Genomic DNA, 15,821 nt, shown 5'->3' on the forward strand with positions numbered 1-15,821 from the left:
CGCGACGAAGCGATCAGCTGGCGAAACGGCCGGCGTCGGCGCCGTAGTAGTTCAGGTAGCGGTCGGAAATGCTGGAGATCGGCAGCACGATCAGCACGTCGGTCGTGTTGAAGGCGTGGTCGATGACCGCGCTGGAGCCGACCATCGCGCCGAGTCTGAGATAGCCCTTGATCAGCGGCGGCAGGGCCATCAGCGCCCGCTTCGGGTTGACGGCCTCGGCCGGCATCAGGTCCATGTTGCGGGCGAGATGCGGCAGTGCGCCGACGGCCCATTCGTCCTTCGCCAGCACATTGTGGTAGAGGAAGGACAGCGCCAGTGCGTGGCTTTCGAGGTAGACGCCGGGGAACGAGGCGCAGCCGAACATCGCGCTCATGCCGTGCTTCAGCGCATAAGCCCAGTTGCCCTGCCAGAGAAGCTCGACGGTGCGTTTGGTGCGGTATTCCGGCAGTACGCAGGAGCGTCCGAGTTCCATGAAACGCTTGTCCGGATGCCTGGCGAGCAGGCTCTCGATATCGAATTCGGAAGCCGAGTAAAAACCGCCATTGGCGATCGCGACATCCTGGCGCAGCAGCCGGTAGGTGCCGACGATCTGGTCTTCCGGATCACCTTCGAGCGAGCGGTCGAGAACGAGAAGATGGTCGCAGAAAGCGTCATAAGCATCGAAATCCCGTTCGCGCCGCATGGCTTCCGGCGGCAGCTGCGCCTTCATTTCGTCGACGAAGACGCGGTAGCGCACGGCCTGGGCCGCATCGATCTCACGTGCCGTGCGGGCAAGGCGGGTTTCGAGATTGCCGATCCGGCCGAGGATGTCGCCGTCTTGCTGCGCAGCCGTCGACGGCCGTGCAGCCTCCGTGGTAACGTCACGATTCAGGATGTCGATGGAGGACATGGCGATTCTCCCGTTGCCGGCTTATCGACGCCATAAAACACTTCTGTGCGACAGGAAAGTGACATATTGATTTTCCCGGCGCAAGCAGCCTGCGCAGTCAATTCAGCGACCTACCGCGCCTCTGCCCGGCGGGCGGAAAGCGCGGCGACCGCCTGAACTTCCGTCAGCAGCCGCACCGGGTCGACCGGTTTCACCATGACGCGGTTGGCGCCATTGAGTAAGACCTGGCGGCGCGACTCGTCACTCTTGTCGGCGGTGAGCACGATCACCGGCACCGGGTCGAGATCGAGCCGCCTTTCGTGGCCGCGCAGCCGCCCCAGCATGTCGATGCCGTTGCCGCCGGGCATCGACAGATCGCTGATGATGATGTCGGGCCGAGCGTTCGCCTCGCCGAGGGCGCAATCGAGGAGAGCCTCGAAATCCTCGACATGGTGCACCTTGTGTCCGCCCTTTTCGAGCATGACGCGCACCAGCATCGCATTGATCGGATCGTCCTCTCCGAGCAGGATGCGCAGCCCGTGTGCGGCAACCACGGTGTCGGTCATCGGCAGGCCGAAACCCGGTTGGTTGTCGTTCAGCGCGTCGCGCTTCTCCATGCCGCGCATGCGCCCGCGCAGCACATCGATCAGCGACTGTTCGCGCAGCGGCCGGATGAGCCAGGCATCGAACAGGTCGAGCGGGTGGGCGCTGCGCTCTTCCGGGTTGACGAGCAGGACCTTGCGCAGGCCAAGTGCAGCGATTTCGGCGCGATCGGCGAGGTGCGCTGAAAATTCCGCCGACATGCGATGATCGACGATGATATCGGTCGGCCGGCGGCCGCCGCTCGCCATTCCGAGCAGCCGCGCGCGCGCAGCCTCGCCGGTGTCGACGAGATGGCAAATGCCGCCGAGCGCGGTGATCGTTTCGGCAATGGCGGAGCGGGCAGCCCCCGCCGGCGCCAGCAGCACGACGCTGTTGCCGGAAAGCAGCGTGTTTCGCCGCTCGGAGCGCTCGCTATCGAGTTCAATCGGGAAGCGGATGGTGAACGTGCTGCCTTTGCCCTTTTCGCTGGTGACCGTCAGGGCGCCGTCGAATTCGCGCATGATGCGGGCGGAGATGGCAAGGCCGAGCCCGGTGCCGCCGCTCTTGTCGGCAACGTTTCCACCCTGCTCGAACTCGCCGAAGACACGCGCCTGCTCCTCCGCCGTCATGCCCGGACCGGTGTCGGTGACGGTGATCAGGAGGTTGCCGGCATCCAGCGATACGCGGATGAAAACGCCGCCGGCCTGGGTGAATTTGACGGCATTGCCGATGACGTTGAACAGAACCTGGCGCAGGCGCGCCGCATCGAAACTCATTTTCTCCGGAACGTCTGATGACACGGTGGCGCCGATCTCGATGCCCTTTTCATGCGCCCGGTGGGCGAGCATTTCGACAACGCTTTCCAGGAGCTTCCGCAGCGATTCCGAGCGCGGGTGAAGCTCGAATCGGCCGACCTCGATGGTGGAAAAATCGAGCAGATCCTCGACAAGCTGCGTCAAGGCGTGGCCGGACTGGCGGATGTTGGCCAGATAATTCTGCTGCTCCTGCGTCAGCCGCGTTTCCGCGAGCAGGTGCGTCATGCCGAGAATGCCGGAAAGCGGCGTGCGCACCTCGTGGCTGACGGTTGCAAGCAGTCGGGATTTCGCGGCGCTGTTATACTCGGCCTTCTGGCGGGCGGACTCGCGGCCCTGCGCGACGAGCCGTTCCTCCGTCACATCACGGGCAACACTCTGCAGCAGCAGGTGACCGCTGCCCGGATCGCGGGTGACGACGTCGCGCCACAAGAAAATACGCTGGCCTTCCGGCGTCGATATCTCGACGTCGTAGCAGTGCGGGATCGGACCGGGGCGGAAGGCAAGCCCGATCTCTTCGCAGGTCCGCCCTTCCGGGCGCAGCCGGCCGGTCAGCCGGCGAAACGTGTCGTTGGCCGAGATGATGCGCCGGTCCATGGCGCGGGTGAGGGTGATGTCGCCGAGCACATCATGCACCTCGGCGAAGAGCTTCGCGCCATCATCGCCGTTCGGAGTGGATCGACCGGCCGGCTGCCCGCTTCTCTGCCGGCGAACCATCAGCACGGCATAGCCGGCGATGACGGCAAGGCCGAGAGCGACGAGACCGCCCGAAAGGAGCAGCGGCTCGCCGGCATAGGCGAGCAGCGTCAGGATCATCGCGGCCAGAAAACCGGCGCCGCTCAGCCAGTAGAACAGCAGGCGCCGCGTCGCTGCAGGCCCCGACAGGGGAGTAGTACCCGTGCGCGCTGGCGATGCGCCGGGACGCGGAGAGGGTTCCTCCGTCCGCTCCTGATGCGGCTTGACGGCGGCTCCGCCGAAGGCGGCGGACAATCTTTCCTGCAACTGTCCCAGACTCTGCATGGTATCTGGATAACATGAGGCTTGTTCCGAATGCCTTCAGGAATTCGATACAATTTTAGCGGCCGGCCTTTTTCGGCAGCAGCAGTTCCTCGAGAATGACGCAGCCGGCGCCGATGGTGATGAAACTGTCGGCGAGATTGAACACCGCAAACGACCAGCTTTCGGTGTAGAAGAGGATGTAGTCGATCACATGCCCATAGGCGAAGCGGTCGACAAGATTGCCGATCGCCCCGGCAATGATCAGCGCATAGCCGAGATGGGCGAGCCAGCGGTCTTTTGCCGTGCGGTACCACAGCCAGATGACGAAGGCGACGATGACGAGCCGCATGCCGACGATAAACCAGCCGTCCATACCCTCCAGCATCGAAAAGGCGACGCCGAGATTATAAGTGCGGTAGAGCGCCAGCATCGGAATGACGGGCACGGCTTCCTGCAGCGGCAGGTAATGATCGACGGCGACTTTGACGACCTGGTCGATCAGAACGGCGAAGAGGATGAAGAAGAGGATCGGCGCCGGGCGCGAAAACAGTGCGGGGCGTGCATGCGTCGGTTCGGTCATTTGCCCTCGGCAAGTGAGAGGAGATGGCGGCGCGCTTCGAAAAGCATGACGGCGGTGGCGACGGCGAGGTTGAGGGAATCGGCGCGGCCCTGCTGCGGGATGCGGGCAAGCGCATCGGCTTCCCGGGCGAGCTGGTCCGGCAGGCCGGATTGTTCGTTGCCCATCAGCAGTACGGTGGGCTTCCTCCGGTAGTCGATCGTGCGATAATCGACCGCGCCGGCCAGATGGGTGGCGACTATGGAAACGCCGGCCAACTTCCGCCAGGCCAAGAACTCCTCCGGCGTCGCCCGCGCGACCGGAACGGCAAAGACCGAGCCCATGGTTGCCCGCACAGTCTCCAGCGAGAAGGGATCGGTCGTCTCGCCGATCAGAATAATGCCGGACGCGCCGGCGGCATCGGCCGTCCGGATGATGGTGCCGAGATTGCCCGGATCGCGCACCCGGTCGAGCGCCACCCACGTCTCACCCTCCTGGGGCCGGATGCCCTTAAGCGGCGTCCAGCGCTGCTCGAAGATGCCGACGACCATTTGCGGGTTGTCGCGCCGGGTGATTGCGGCAATCACCTTTTCACTGACTTCGAGCACCAGCCCGCCCGCGGCGACGGTCCTTGCCGCCATCTGCTCGACCAGCGGCTTGCCCTTGGCGGCCTTGGCATAGACCAGCGTGCGGATCGTCCAGCCGAGCTCGATCGCATCGATGACGAGCTTCAGACCTTCGGCGAGGAAAGTCCCGCTTTCCTCCCGCGACTTCTTGTTGGTCAGCGCCTTGATGTCCTTGATGATCGGATTGGCGAGCGAGGTGACTTCCTTCACCTGCCCGACCCGGCGCGGTCCCTGATCGTGGAAGTCCTTGCTCATTGCGGCACCCAGCGGGAAAAGAGGGAGGTGGAAAGCGCGCGGCCCGGCGTTTTGCCGTCGAGGCCTGCCTCGCGAATCACCAGCTCGCCGGATTCGACCGCGCCGCCGGCGCCGCGCATCGTTTCGCGCATCAGCTCGTGGATCGAATAGAAGCTGGCGCGGATCGAATAGGCCGTCAGCACCAGGCCGACCGCCTTCGGCGACAGGATTTCGCGGCAGACATCGAGCATCAATGGCAGATGCTCGAAAAGATGCCAGACTTCGCCATTGGGGCCGCGGCCGAATTTAGGCGGATCGGTCAGGATGATGTCGTACTGGCTGCCGCGGCGTTCCTCGCGCAGGATGAACTTCATCGCATCCTCGCAGATCCAGCGGATCGGCAGCTTCTCCATGCGCCCGAGCGCCTGGTTCTCGCGCGCCCAGCCAATCGCCTTCTTCGACGCGTCGACATGGGTGACCTCGGCGCCGGCAGCGGCGGCGACCAGCGAGGCGACGCCGGTATAACCGAAGAGGTTCAGCACCTTCAGCGGCCGGCCGGCCTTTTCAACCTGCTCTTTCATCCAGCTCCAGTGCACGATCTGCTCGGGAAAGACGCCGACGTGACGGAACGAGGTGAAGCGGCCGAGAAAATCGACGCCGAGCAGGTTGAGCGGCCAGGTCTCGCCGAGTGCGGCCTTCGGAAAGCGCCAGCGGCCGGTGCCTTCCTCGTCGGTATCGCCGGTGAAGACGGCATCGACCTTTTCCCAGATTTGCGGCGCCAGCGAAGGCCGCCACAGCGCCTGGGCCTCCGGGCGGATGATGCGGTAGGGGCCATATTGCTCGAGCTTCTGGCCGTCGCCGCTGTCGATCAGGTGGAAATCGCCGGCGCCGAGCGATTCGAGAATGACAGGCACGCGCTCCGCCGGCCGACCGCCGCTGCGTGCCATGAGCGGGCGCGAAACCGCGGCCGCCGCAGTCTCGCGAACTGTATCGCGTGTGGCCGCGGGGCGCACCACGGGCTTCAGTGATCGGCCGGCCCGATCGTCCCTGCGGCTTTCACCGGCGGGACCTGATGTCTTCTTCTGGCCCGGCCGGCGTTCTCTTTGTTTCAACGTGCTCTTCCGCGTCTCTGTCGGGGTGTCTTGCAGGCTATGCAGTAGCCCAGAAGCCCGTGCCGGATCAACTGCGCGCTGGTCGGCCCCGGCGAGAGGGCAGCTTCTGCGGGCACAGCGCCTATTTCAAGCCCTCGGACGCGCCCCTCTCCGAAGCCAGCTTTCTGCCGCATAAAGTGCAGCGACATGCATCGACTGCATGATGACGGCGCCGGATTGCAGGTCGCCGAGGATGGCGGCAAGATCGGTAAACAGCAGCTCGACCTTCTCGCCGGGGTCGAAACGCGGTTCGCCGGCCCGGCTCAGACCGAGCGCCAGCCAGCTCGTCACCGTGTTGCTGTGGCTGGCCGCATTCGGATAGGAGGTGAGCAGCTTGACGAAAGTCGAGGCTTCATAGCCGGTCTCTTCCCGCAGTTCGCGCTGTGCCGCCGCCAACGCGGCATCGCCGCTCTTGCCGTCGCCAGTCTTGCCATCGTCTGCTTCGACACCGCCGGCGACGAGGCCGAGCACGATCTCGCCGCGGCCGTGCCGGTATTCCCGCGTCAGCAGCACCCGCCCGTCGGGCATGACTGGGATGACGTTGATCCAGTCGGGATAATCGAGCACATGGAATGGCGCGATGACGATTCCGTCGGCGGTGACGCAATCGTCGCTCCGCACCCTGATCCAGCGGTCTTCATAGGTGATGCGGCTTGCCGTCACGCTCCAGGGCTTCAGTTCGTTCATCGGCCAATTCCTCGCTGGGGATCGTAACGCAGATAACATTCCCCTCCGCCTTGGCAAAGCGCTTTCCCGCTGGATAAGTTGAGCGAATCGAAGATGGGGCTGCCGAATGGATTTCACCGGCGAAGAACGTATCGCCGCGCCGCGGGACATTGTCTGGGCAGCGCTCAACGATCCGGAGATCATGCGTGGCTGCATTCCCGGCTGCCAGGGCATCGAGCGGATATCGCCAAGCGCGTTCGAGGCGACGATCAAGGTCAAGCTCAGCCTGTTCTCCGCCACCTTCCATGGGTTGCTGACGCTTTCCAATATCGATGCGCCGGAAAGCTATACGTTGTCGGCGGAAGGCAAGGGCGGCCTGGCCGGCTTCGCCAGGGGCAGCGCCGATGTCGTACTCGAGGCGAGGGGTGAGGAGACGATCCTGCACTATCGGGCCAAGGCCGAACTCGGCGGCAGGCTCGCTCAGCTCGGCGCACGCCTGCTCGATTCGACCTCGCAGCGGCTGGCCGAGGGCTTCTTCTCGGATTTCAATACTGCGGTCGTTGCAAAAATGGCTGCGGATTGAGCGTCGAAGGCTTTCGCTGCGGGCTTGGCGCGGACCTGCGCCTGAGCTATTCCGACATGATGACATGGACCATTAGGCCGCCGCGGGCGGAAGACCAGGAAATGCTCGCGGACATCTATCTTTCCGTGCGCCGCCAGACATTCGTCTGGGTCGATCCCGGCAAGTTTCACCGCGAGGATTTCTCCGCTCATACCAATGGTGAGACGATCTTCGTCTGCGAGCATGTCGATGGCAGCCTTGCCGGCTTCCTGTCGCTCTGGCCGGAGGACGATTTCATTCACATGCTTTATATAAGGCCCGAGTTTCAGGGTCTTGGCGCCGGCACGGCGCTGCTCCGGGCGCTGCCGGAGTGGCCGCGACACAAGTACCGTCTGAAATGCCTGGTGAACAACCGACGGGCGAAGGCCTTCTACCTTTCCCACGGTTTTGCCGTGACCGGCAATGGCGCGTCGCCGGAAGGCGATTATGAGGAGCTGAGCTTTTCTCCGGTTTGGCTCGGGCGGTGAGCCGATCTCACCGCGACGGCAGCTGGCCGGCGATGTCCTCCGCGCGGGTCCTGTGGCGGTCGGCCTCGCCCTGCCAGCGAATGGCTTCCTTGGCCTCGGTGCGGGCGCGCTTGCGGTGTTTGCCCTGGCTGAACCAGGTGGCGGCCGAGCCGATCAGCATGCCTGCTATCAGCGCGATGAACAGGAAGACGAAGAAGGGCGCGGAAACAGCAAGCACCGGATCGTCGGGCCTGAAGGGATTGAAGGCGAGCGTGACGCTCTGCCGGTTGGCGACGCAGAAGACGATGAGGATGACGCCGAGCGGCAGCAAAATCAATAGGTTGACAATCTTCTTGGCCATTTGAACTCTCCATGCGCCTTATATGCATCGGCCCGAAAATCGATTCCGACTTTCGGGCCGATGCGCTAGCAGAATAGGAAAACGGTGTTCAAGTTCAAGTGCGGTTTCGCCGCAGGCGGCTCGCGCCGCTCAATCCTCTTCGTCGGCCTGGCCGGGATTGAGCCGCTCGCGCAGTTCCTTGCCTGTTTTGAAGAAGGGAACCCACTTTTCCTCGACGAAGACCGTATCGCCGGTGCGCGGGTTGCGGCCGGAGCGGGAAGGGCGGTTCTTGACCGAAAACGCGCCGAAGCCGCGCAATTCGACGCGGTTGCCCGCAGCCAGTGCATCGGTGATCTCGTCGAGAACCGCGTTGACGATATTTTCGACGTCGCGATGATAGAGATGCGGGTTGCGTGCCGCAACAATCTGCACCAATTCGGACTTGATCACAGTCGCCCCCTTAAATTATTGATTTCTTATCAATCGCGGCCAACCTGCCAAACTGAAAGCAGCCCGTCAAGAAGCAACTTTGGGGGTAGGATTCCATTGATATCCTGGCCCCTGACGAGATCATCATAACCCAGGATAGTAACCAGCCGCGAAACAGCTCCAGCGAGCAGAAAAGGCGTGTTGCTCTTCTTGTCCCAATCCACCATCGGCAGATCAACGTCGACGCCACGCGATTTGAGATAGGCGCGGATTTCCGCCTCGCCGCCGATCGTATCGACGAGCTTCGCCTGGAGCGCCTGCCGGCCGGTATAGATCGTCCCGTCGGCGAGTTTCAGCACCTCCTCGCGGGGCAGCTTGCGCCGGTCGGCCACCAGGTCGACGAACCAGTTGTAGCTGTCGATCACCATGTTGCGGATCATCGCCTTGGCTTCCTCGCTCGCCTCGTGGAAGGGCGAAGGCTCGGCCTTCAGCGGCGAGGACTTGATCTCCTGCAGCGACACGCCGATCTTGTCCAGCAGCGGCTGGATCTGCGGGTACTGGAAGATGACGCCGATCGAGCCGGTGATCGAGCTGTCGCCGGCAATGATCGTATCGCCGGCGGTGGCGACCATATAGCCGGCGGAAGCGGCCAGCGTGCGCACGTCGGAGACGACGGGCTTCTTCGCTGATATCGCCCGGATCGCCTTGAAGATTTTTTCGCCCCCATAGGTCGTGCCGCCGGGCGAGGAGATCGAAATCACCGCGGCCTTCACCTGATCGCTGGTCTCGACCTTCTTTAGCCGCTCCAGCAGCTCGTCATCATCGACGATCAGCCCCGATATCGTCACATGGGCGATATGCGGACTTGCCGTGCCGGCCTCGCCGACGGCGAAGCGGTAAAAGGCAAAACCGAGCGCCACGATGAGGGCGACCGCGACGATGCGCCAGAAGCCGAGCTTGCGGCGCAGCCGCCGGCGATCCGCGATGATCGAACTGTCCATGAGATACCTCCAGCGCTGGCCCGGGTCGGCATGGCGCCGATGAGCCCGGTGAAATGGGTGGCAGCGGCGCGTATGAATGCCACTTTTGTATGTTTTTCCGTTTTGTTGCTTGTTGCAGAAAAAATTCCATATTGGCAAGCCAATGTAATAATGCGAAACGAACTGTGATTGCCGGCCGGCTTTGTTACGCAGGCGAGGCAATCACCGCACATGGAACGAGACCTATGCTCGATACCCTGAAGAACAACGGACATGCCGCTTATGCGGGCTCCGGCAGGAGCCCCTATCGCGATGCGTTGTTCCATTCCGCCCGCGTGCGGCGGCTGAAGATCTTGCTGCCGTTGGCCGCCCTTATCGTCGCCGGCGCGCTTGCGACGGTGGCCTTGGTGAGCCTGTACCTGCCCGAAAACGTCAAGTTCGAAGGCGCCAAGATCGAGAACGGCAAGGTCGTGATGGAAAAGCCGGCAATTGCCGGACGCAACTCCGACGGCGTCAATTATTCCATGCTTGCCGAAAGGGCGCTGCAGGATATCCGCAATCCCGATCTCATCACCCTCGAGACCATCAAGGCCGCCGTGCCGATGAATGATGGGCTGATTGCCCGCGTCATCGCTTCGACTGCCGATTATAATCGCGCCACCGATAACCTGCATATGACGGCTCCCTTCACCCTGGTGCTGAGCAGCGGCCTCAACGCGCAATTCCAGTCCGCCCGGCTCGACATCAAGGGCGGCAACATGCGCAGCGACGACCCCGTCACCATCACAAAGGACAATGCTTCCATTGTTGCGAAGACGCTGGAGATAACCGATAAGGGGCGCGTGATCACATTCGAGGGGAATGTTCGCATGAATGTCGATCCATCCACCATTCATAAACAGGGCACTTAACCAGCCGGGTCACCCATGACAAAAGATTGTCGCATTTCAGCTTGCAAGACGGGCATCGCATTCGTTGCCGGCGCATTTGCCCTTATTCTGACGGTCTCGGGCGCGGGGGCGCAGTCGACCACCATGTCGGGCATGAAGCTTTCCAACGACCAGCCAATCCAGATCGAAAGCGACAAGCTGGAGATCCATGACCAGGAGCACACGGCGCTCTTCACCGGCAACGTCAAGGTCGTCCAGGGCACGACGACGATGCAGTCCGGCAAGATGACCGTCTATTACAAGGACAAGGCGGCAAAGTCGGGCGCCGGCGCGCCGGCTCAACCCGAGGCGAAGCCCGAGCAGTCGGCCTCGCTGGCGTCGGGAAGTGCGGATATCGACAAGATCCTGGTGACGGACAAGGTCTACCTGGTCTCGGGCACGCAGACGGCGACTGCCGACGACGGCAATTTCGACATGGCCTCGCAGACATTCATCCTGACCGCGGATCAAGGAAACAAGGTCATTCTGTCGGACGGTCCGAACGTCTTCACCGGCTGCAAGCTGACCGTTCACATGCAAACCGGCCAGGCGGAGCTTGAAAGCTGCGGCGGTCGTGTCCAGATTCAGCTCGATCCGAAATCGCAGCCGAACGCGCAGAAGCAGAACTGAACCGGCCTCCCACGTGAAATTATCATCGCTATCCACCATGTTCGGCAGGCCTGAGCCGCACGCTGCGGGTGCCGCCGACAAGAGCCGCTATCAGGGAACGCTGATCGCCCGTGGTCTGACCAAGACCTATGCGACGCGCCGTGTCGTCAACGGCGTCTCCCTGGTGGTGCGTCGCGGCGAAGCCGTCGGCCTGCTCGGCCCGAACGGCGCCGGCAAGACGACCTGCTTTTACATGATCACCGGCCTGGTGCCGGTGGATGAAGGCACGATCGAGATCGACGGAAACGATGTCACGACCATGCCGATGTACCGCCGCTCGCGCCTCGGCGTCGGTTACCTGCCGCAGGAAGCCTCGATCTTTCGCGGACTGACGGTGGAAGAAAATATCCGCGCCGTCCTCGAAGTGCATGTGAAGGACAAGGCCGAGCGCGAGCAGAAGCTGAACGAGCTGCTTGAGGAATTTCATATCCAGAAGCTGCGCAAGAGCGCGGCCGTCGCCCTTTCCGGCGGCGAACGCCGCCGTCTTGAAATCGCACGAGCGCTTGCAACCGACCCGACTTTCATGTTGCTCGACGAGCCCTTCGCCGGTGTCGACCCGATTTCGGTCGCCGATATCCAGAACCTCGTCCACCACCTGACGGCCCGCGGCATCGGCGTTCTCATTACCGACCACAATGTGCGTGAGACGCTTGGCCTCATCGACCGCGCCTATATCATCCATGCCGGTGAGGTGCTGACCCACGGCCGGGCCAACGACATCGTCAACAATCCGGAAGTGCGCCGGCTCTATCTCGGCGATAATTTCAGCCTCTGATCCCGCGCCGATTCACCTTGCCGCGTAGTTCCGCTTGACCAAATGAGATAAAAAAGCAATTTTTGGGCCAACTCGGATTTCCGTGGCCTGAAGCGTGGATCGGGCGCGGTTTCCTGGAGTCGAGGGAGTTTCGCGTCCGTCATGGCACTGTCCGCCAATCTATTTCTGCGCCAGAGCCAGTCCCTGGTCATGACGCCGCAACTGATGCAATCCATCCAGTTGCTGCAGATGACCCATTTCGAGCTCACTCAGTTCATCGCTCAGGAAGTGGAGAAGAACCCGCTGCTCGAATTTCCGTCGAATGACGGCGAGGCGGGCGACGAACGGCCGGCAGGCGAGGACGAGCAGTTCGGTCATTCGCCGGAGGACGCCGGCTCGGACGATGGCGCCGACAATCGTGCCGAGGCGCTGTCGAGTGACTGGTACGACAATGGCGGCAGCGAAAGCAGCAGCCGGCTGAACGACGAGCTCGACGCCAATTACACCAATGTCTTTCCCGATGACGGTGGTCCGCAGCGCCTCGACGCACCGGAACTCGTCGGTCAGTGGAAGTCGATGCCGGGCAGCGCCGACGGCGCCGATTACGATCTCGACGATTTTGTCGCCGGCCAGGTGTCGCTGCGCGATCATCTCGCTCAGCAGATCCCCTTCGTGCTGCGCGATATGAGCGACCGGCTGATCGCGCAGAATTTTATCGATCAGCTCGACGATGCCGGTTACATCCAGGTCGATCTGGTCGAGACCGGCGAGCGGCTCGGCACCAGTCTCACGCAGGTCGAACACGTGCTCGCCGCCCTCCAGACGCTTGATCCGCCGGGTGTTTTTGCCCGCAGCCTCGCCGAATGCCTGGCGATCCAGCTCAGGCAGAAGGACCGTTACGACCCTGCCATGCAGGCGCTGGTCGAAAATCTCGAGCTCCTGGCCCGGCGCGACTTCGCCACGCTGAAGCGGCTCTGTGGCGTTGACGAGGAAGATCTTCTCGACATGCTCGGCGAGATCCGCCAGCTCAATCCGAAGCCCGGCAGCGGTTTCGAGACGGGTGTTTCCGAAGCGATCATGCCCGATGTCGTCGTCAGGCCCTCCGCGGAGGGTGGCTGGCTGGTCGAGCTCAATCCGGATACGCTGCCGCGCGTGCTTGTTAATCAGTCCTATTTTTCCCGCGTGACCCGGAACGGCGAGGATCATGCCTTCCTTTCCGAGTGCCTGCAGAGCGCCAACTGGCTGACCCGCAGCCTCGACCAGCGGGCAAAGACCATCATGAAGGTGGCAAGCGAGATCGTCCGCCAGCAGGACGCCTTCCTGCTGCACGGTGTCGACCATTTGCGGCCGCTGAACCTGAAAACGGTGGCCGAGGCGATCAAGATGCATGAATCCACCGTCAGCCGCGTCACCTCGAACAAATATATGCTGACGCCGCGCGGCCTCTTCGAACTCAAATATTTCTTCACCGTGTCGATCGGCGCGGTCGAGGGCGGCGACAGCCATTCGGCCGAGGCCGTGCGCCACAAGATCCGCGCGCTGATCATGCAGGAGAGCCCCGACGCGGTGCTCTCCGATGACGATATCGTCGACATGCTGAAGAAGGGCGGCATCGATCTCGCCCGCCGCACGGTCGCGAAATACCGGGAAGCGATGAACATCGCTTCCTCGGTCCAGCGCCGCCGCGAGAAACGGGCGCTCGCCAAGGTCGCGGGCTTCTGAGGCAGCAGGACGCTTCGACCGTGATCGAAGCATCCACTTCGCAAATTGGCCTATTTCTCCCGTGTCTTAAACGAATATCGATGTGCCTATGACGCCGCAAAATCCGAAGCTTGCCAGAGAACTTGTCCTGCTTTTGGTGCTGGCGACCCTCTGGGGTTCTTCCTACACCTTTATCAAGATCGGGGTCGAAACGATCCCGCCGGTGACCTTGATCGCGGTGCGCACACTGATCGCCGGCGCCATTCTGCTGGCCGTGCTTCGCCATCGGCATGTCCGCCTGCCGCGCGACCGCGCGACATGGCGCCTGTTCGTCGTCCAGGCCTGCCTGAACAGCGTCATTCCTTTCACGCTGATCGCCTGGGCGGAGCAGTCCGTCGATGCCGGACTGGCGGTGATCCTGAATTCGGCGACGCCGATCTTCACCTTCCTGCTGACCGTGTCGATAACCCGCCATGAGCAGGCGTCGTCTCCGGGCTTGCCGGCATCTGCCTCGTCATCGGCGTCGAAGCGCTCGGCGGTCTTGGCGAAAGCCTGATGGCGCAGCTTGCCATCATCCTGGCGACCATCTGTTATGCCGGGGCTGCGATTTTCAGCAAGAACTTCAGAGGCCTTGATCCCGCCGTGCCGGCGGCCGGTTCGCTGATCTCAGGCGCGGTCATTCTGATACCCTTGAGCCTGATCGTCGATCGGCCGTGGGGGCTCGATCCCTCGGCCGCATCGGTGCTGGCGCTGCTTGCCCTTTCCGCCTTTTCGACGGCGCTTGCCTTTACGATCTATTTCCGCCTCGTTCAGACGCTGGGTTCGGTCGGAACCACGTCGCAAGCCTATCTCCGCGTGCCGATCGGTGTCGCGATCGGTATCGTCTTCCTCGGTGAAAGCCTGAGCCCGACGGCCTGGATCGGGCTCACCTGCGTCATTCTCGGTGTCATCGCCATGACGATGCCGCGCACAACGCAGGCGCGAAGCGCGTGAGCTCATGAAAGGAAGGTGCTGGAAGGCTCCTTCCGCAGGAGATTTGCTACAGCTTCTGCGAGCGCGCCCGGGGCTGATTCGGCGTCCTATTGACTTTCTGGTAACCTCTGGCTAGAAGCCCGCCGCAATTGGCGCCGTGAACGGCGTTTTGAAGTTATCCCCATCATCCCAAGGGCACCGAGGGCCCACAGGCCTGCGCCGATCTTGCTTGAGATTGCGCGAAGTGCTTGGATGAACCCGAGGCTTGGCGTAAACTGATACCCGCAAACGACCATAAGAAGGGAAACTCCATGAGTGTGCGTGTATCCGGGAAACATATGGAAATTGGTGAATCCTTCCGTCAAAAGATCGAGGACCAAATTGCTACGGCCATCACGAAATACTTCGATGGGGGGTATTCCGGCCAGGTGACCGTCGAAAAGGCGAGTTCTCGTTTCTCGGCAGACTGCAAGCTTCATCTCGACAGCGGGGTGGTGCTTCATGCCGCCGGCGAAGCCACGGATCCGCAGCTTGCTTTCGACGCCGCTTCCGAGCGCATCGAGAAACGCCTGCGCCGTTACAAGCGCAAGCTGAAGGACCATCATGCCGGAAACCACCTGAATGGCTTTGCAGAAGTCTCCTACACGGTCATGGACTCCGTTCCTGATCACGAGGATGAAATTCCCGACGATTTCGCCCCGGCAATCGTCGCTGAGAGCACGAAGCAGTTGAAGACCATGTCCGTCGCCACCGCCGTGATGGCGCTCGACATGACCGACGAGCCGCTTCTCCTGTTCCGCAGTCCCGGCAAGGAACATCTGAATATCGTTTATCGTCGGCACGACGGAAATATTGGCTGGATCGATTCGGCCAATATCAAAGGCTGAGATCAGGGCGGTGAGCGGCGGCATCGCCGCCGCTCCTCGCATCATCTGATCCCGGCGACAGAAGGAAAAAGAAATGGCATTGGCAGATTTGCTCCATCAGGATGCGATCATTCCCGCCCTCAGAGTAAATTCCAAGAAACAGTTGCTTCAGGAATTGGCGGCAAGAGCCGCGAGGATCACCGGGCTCTCCGAACGGGAGATTTTCGACGTCATCCTGCAGCGCGAACGCCTCGGCTCGACCGGCGTCGGCAACGGTATCGCCATTCCCCACGGCAAGCTGGTGAACATTCATTCCATCGTCGGCATCTTCGCCCGGCTGGAGCAGCCTGTCGATTTCGAAGCGCTGGACGACCAGCCCGTCGATCTCGTCTTCCTGCTGCTGGCACCGGAGGGCGCCGGCGCCGATCATCTCAAAGCCCTGTCGCGCATCGCCCGCGTCCTGCGCGATCAAGACCTGGTTGCAAAGCTGCGGGCCACCGATTCCGCCTCGGCGATCTACGCCTTCCTCAACGAGGAGCAGACGTCGAACGCTGCTTGAGCTGCATAATCCCTAAATGAAAAAAGGCGCCTGATTTCGCAGGCGCCTTTTTTCTCATGC

Annotated in this window: 17 protein-coding genes and 1 pseudogene; 9 read left to right on the top strand and 9 right to left on the bottom strand. The window is 62.3% G+C overall.

The genetic code is table 11. From position 1 onward, the window contains the following. Window positions 1–13 precede the first annotated feature (13 nt). The 6 genes from AMK02_RS02030 to AMK02_RS02055 all read right to left on the bottom strand — a co-directional run bounded on the left by AMK02_RS02030 (window position 14) and on the right by AMK02_RS02055 (window position 6,515). Window positions 14–889, bottom strand: coding sequence for a GNAT family N-acetyltransferase (locus AMK02_RS02030; protein WP_064800452.1), 876 nt, complete (start codon window positions 887–889; stop codon window positions 14–16). Window positions 890–999: 110 nt separating this feature from the next. After that, complete coding sequence (locus AMK02_RS02035; RefSeq protein ID WP_064800453.1) at window positions 1,000–3,282, bottom strand: hybrid sensor histidine kinase/response regulator; 2,283 nt, start codon at window positions 3,280–3,282, stop codon at window positions 1,000–1,002. Window positions 3,283–3,337: 55 nt separating this feature from the next. Beyond that, window positions 3,338–3,841 carry a signal peptidase II gene (gene lspA / locus AMK02_RS02040; RefSeq protein WP_064800454.1) on the bottom strand — a complete coding sequence of 168 codons (504 nt, stop codon included), beginning with the start codon at window positions 3,839–3,841 and terminating at the stop codon, window positions 3,338–3,340. Next, entirely contained in the window at window positions 3,838–4,698 is an 861-nt protein-coding gene (locus AMK02_RS02045; RefSeq protein ID WP_064800455.1) for a TrmH family RNA methyltransferase, read from the bottom strand. The genes lspA and AMK02_RS02045 overlap by 4 nt, the downstream gene beginning before the upstream one ends. Then, entirely contained in the window at window positions 4,695–5,789 is a 1,095-nt protein-coding gene (locus AMK02_RS02050; protein ID WP_064800456.1) for a class I SAM-dependent methyltransferase, read from the bottom strand. Before AMK02_RS02050 ends, AMK02_RS02045 begins: the two co-directional genes overlap by 4 nt. A 126-nt stretch (window positions 5,790–5,915) precedes the next feature. Then, on the bottom strand, window positions 5,916–6,515 hold the full coding sequence (locus tag AMK02_RS02055) for an NUDIX hydrolase (protein ID WP_123876168.1): 600 nt from the start codon (window positions 6,513–6,515) through the stop codon (window positions 5,916–5,918). 106 nt (window positions 6,516–6,621) lie between these two features. Between AMK02_RS02055 and AMK02_RS02060 the strand changes: the two genes are divergently transcribed. Together AMK02_RS02060 and AMK02_RS02065 are read left to right on the top strand one after the other, a co-directional pair. After that, complete coding sequence (locus AMK02_RS02060; protein ID WP_064800458.1) at window positions 6,622–7,077, top strand: SRPBCC family protein; 456 nt, start codon at window positions 6,622–6,624, stop codon at window positions 7,075–7,077. A 59-nt stretch (window positions 7,078–7,136) separates the two neighbouring features. Next, window positions 7,137–7,583, top strand: coding sequence for a GNAT family N-acetyltransferase (locus tag AMK02_RS02065; protein WP_064805854.1), 447 nt, complete (start codon window positions 7,137–7,139; stop codon window positions 7,581–7,583). Between the two features lie 7 nt (window positions 7,584–7,590). Here AMK02_RS02065 and AMK02_RS02070 read toward each other — a convergent pair whose 3' ends face one another. From AMK02_RS02070 to sppA, 3 genes are all read right to left on the bottom strand, one after another. Further along, the gene (locus tag AMK02_RS02070) at window positions 7,591–7,923 is read right to left on the bottom strand and encodes a LapA family protein (RefSeq protein ID WP_064800459.1); all 333 of its coding nucleotides are present in this window, start codon (window positions 7,921–7,923) and stop codon (window positions 7,591–7,593) included. Between the two features lie 129 nt (window positions 7,924–8,052). Continuing rightward, window positions 8,053–8,352 carry an integration host factor subunit beta gene (locus AMK02_RS02075; protein ID WP_003544934.1) on the bottom strand — a complete coding sequence of 100 codons (300 nt, stop codon included), beginning with the start codon at window positions 8,350–8,352 and terminating at the stop codon, window positions 8,053–8,055. Between the two features lie 29 nt (window positions 8,353–8,381). Then, the gene (gene sppA, locus AMK02_RS02080) at window positions 8,382–9,332 is read right to left on the bottom strand and encodes a signal peptide peptidase SppA (RefSeq protein WP_064800460.1); all 951 of its coding nucleotides are present in this window, start codon (window positions 9,330–9,332) and stop codon (window positions 8,382–8,384) included. Between the two features lie 224 nt (window positions 9,333–9,556). On the opposite strand from sppA, the gene lptC reads away from it, so the two are divergent. The 7 genes and pseudogenes from lptC to ptsN all read left to right on the top strand — a co-directional run bounded on the left by lptC (window position 9,557) and on the right by ptsN (window position 15,761). After that, complete coding sequence (gene lptC, locus AMK02_RS02085; protein WP_064800461.1) at window positions 9,557–10,222, top strand: LPS export ABC transporter periplasmic protein LptC; 666 nt, start codon at window positions 9,557–9,559, stop codon at window positions 10,220–10,222. A gap of 15 nt (window positions 10,223–10,237) precedes the next feature. Further along, window positions 10,238–10,870, top strand: coding sequence for an LptA/OstA family protein (locus AMK02_RS02090; RefSeq protein ID WP_064800462.1), 633 nt, complete (start codon window positions 10,238–10,240; stop codon window positions 10,868–10,870). 37 nt (window positions 10,871–10,907) lie between these two features. After that, window positions 10,908–11,684, top strand: coding sequence for an LPS export ABC transporter ATP-binding protein (gene lptB, locus AMK02_RS02095; protein WP_064800463.1), 777 nt, complete (start codon window positions 10,908–10,910; stop codon window positions 11,682–11,684). A 141-nt stretch (window positions 11,685–11,825) separates the two neighbouring features. Beyond that, window positions 11,826–13,385 (top strand): RNA polymerase factor sigma-54, encoded by a 1,560-nt coding sequence (gene rpoN / locus AMK02_RS02100; protein WP_064800464.1) that lies wholly within the window; start codon window positions 11,826–11,828, stop codon window positions 13,383–13,385. Between the two features lie 88 nt (window positions 13,386–13,473). Then, a pseudogene (locus AMK02_RS02105) lies at window positions 13,474–14,357 on the top strand (DMT family transporter). A gap of 290 nt (window positions 14,358–14,647) precedes the next feature. Continuing rightward, entirely contained in the window at window positions 14,648–15,223 is a 576-nt protein-coding gene (gene hpf / locus AMK02_RS02110; RefSeq protein WP_064800465.1) for a ribosome hibernation-promoting factor, HPF/YfiA family, read from the top strand. 73 nt (window positions 15,224–15,296) lie between these two features. Beyond that, window positions 15,297–15,761, top strand: coding sequence for a PTS IIA-like nitrogen regulatory protein PtsN (ptsN, locus tag AMK02_RS02115; RefSeq protein WP_011423788.1), 465 nt, complete (start codon window positions 15,297–15,299; stop codon window positions 15,759–15,761). Window positions 15,762–15,821: the final 60 nt, after the last annotated feature.

The organism is Rhizobium sp. N731 (assembly GCF_001664145.1).
Lineage (GTDB): Bacteria > Pseudomonadota > Alphaproteobacteria > Rhizobiales > Rhizobiaceae > Rhizobium > Rhizobium esperanzae.

What these genes read in the sequence shown, in the direction of transcription:
- lspA (WP_064800454.1), bottom strand. Translation starts at nt 3,841, where the DNA reads ATGACCGAACCGACGCATGCACGCCCCGCACTGTTTTCGCGCCCGGCG.
- ptsN (WP_011423788.1), top strand. Translation starts at nt 15,297, where the DNA reads ATGGCATTGGCAGATTTGCTCCATCAGGATGCGATCATTCCCGCCCTC.
- AMK02_RS02035 (WP_064800453.1), bottom strand. Translation starts at nt 3,282, where the DNA reads ATGCAGAGTCTGGGACAGTTGCAGGAAAGATTGTCCGCCGCCTTCGGC.
- AMK02_RS02065 (WP_064805854.1), top strand. Translation starts at nt 7,137, where the DNA reads ATGACATGGACCATTAGGCCGCCGCGGGCGGAAGACCAGGAAATGCTC.
- hpf (WP_064800465.1), top strand. Translation starts at nt 14,648, where the DNA reads ATGAGTGTGCGTGTATCCGGGAAACATATGGAAATTGGTGAATCCTTC.
- lptB (WP_064800463.1), top strand. Translation starts at nt 10,908, where the DNA reads ATGTTCGGCAGGCCTGAGCCGCACGCTGCGGGTGCCGCCGACAAGAGC.
- AMK02_RS02055 (WP_123876168.1), bottom strand. Translation starts at nt 6,515, where the DNA reads ATGAACGAACTGAAGCCCTGGAGCGTGACGGCAAGCCGCATCACCTAT.
- rpoN (WP_064800464.1), top strand. Translation starts at nt 11,826, where the DNA reads ATGGCACTGTCCGCCAATCTATTTCTGCGCCAGAGCCAGTCCCTGGTC.
- AMK02_RS02030 (WP_064800452.1), bottom strand. Translation starts at nt 889, where the DNA reads ATGTCCTCCATCGACATCCTGAATCGTGACGTTACCACGGAGGCTGCA.
- AMK02_RS02045 (WP_064800455.1), bottom strand. Translation starts at nt 4,698, where the DNA reads ATGAGCAAGGACTTCCACGATCAGGGACCGCGCCGGGTCGGGCAGGTG.
- lptC (WP_064800461.1), top strand. Translation starts at nt 9,557, where the DNA reads ATGCTCGATACCCTGAAGAACAACGGACATGCCGCTTATGCGGGCTCC.
- AMK02_RS02090 (WP_064800462.1), top strand. Translation starts at nt 10,238, where the DNA reads ATGACAAAAGATTGTCGCATTTCAGCTTGCAAGACGGGCATCGCATTC.
- AMK02_RS02070 (WP_064800459.1), bottom strand. Translation starts at nt 7,923, where the DNA reads ATGGCCAAGAAGATTGTCAACCTATTGATTTTGCTGCCGCTCGGCGTC.
- sppA (WP_064800460.1), bottom strand. Translation starts at nt 9,332, where the DNA reads ATGGACAGTTCGATCATCGCGGATCGCCGGCGGCTGCGCCGCAAGCTC.
- AMK02_RS02060 (WP_064800458.1), top strand. Translation starts at nt 6,622, where the DNA reads ATGGATTTCACCGGCGAAGAACGTATCGCCGCGCCGCGGGACATTGTC.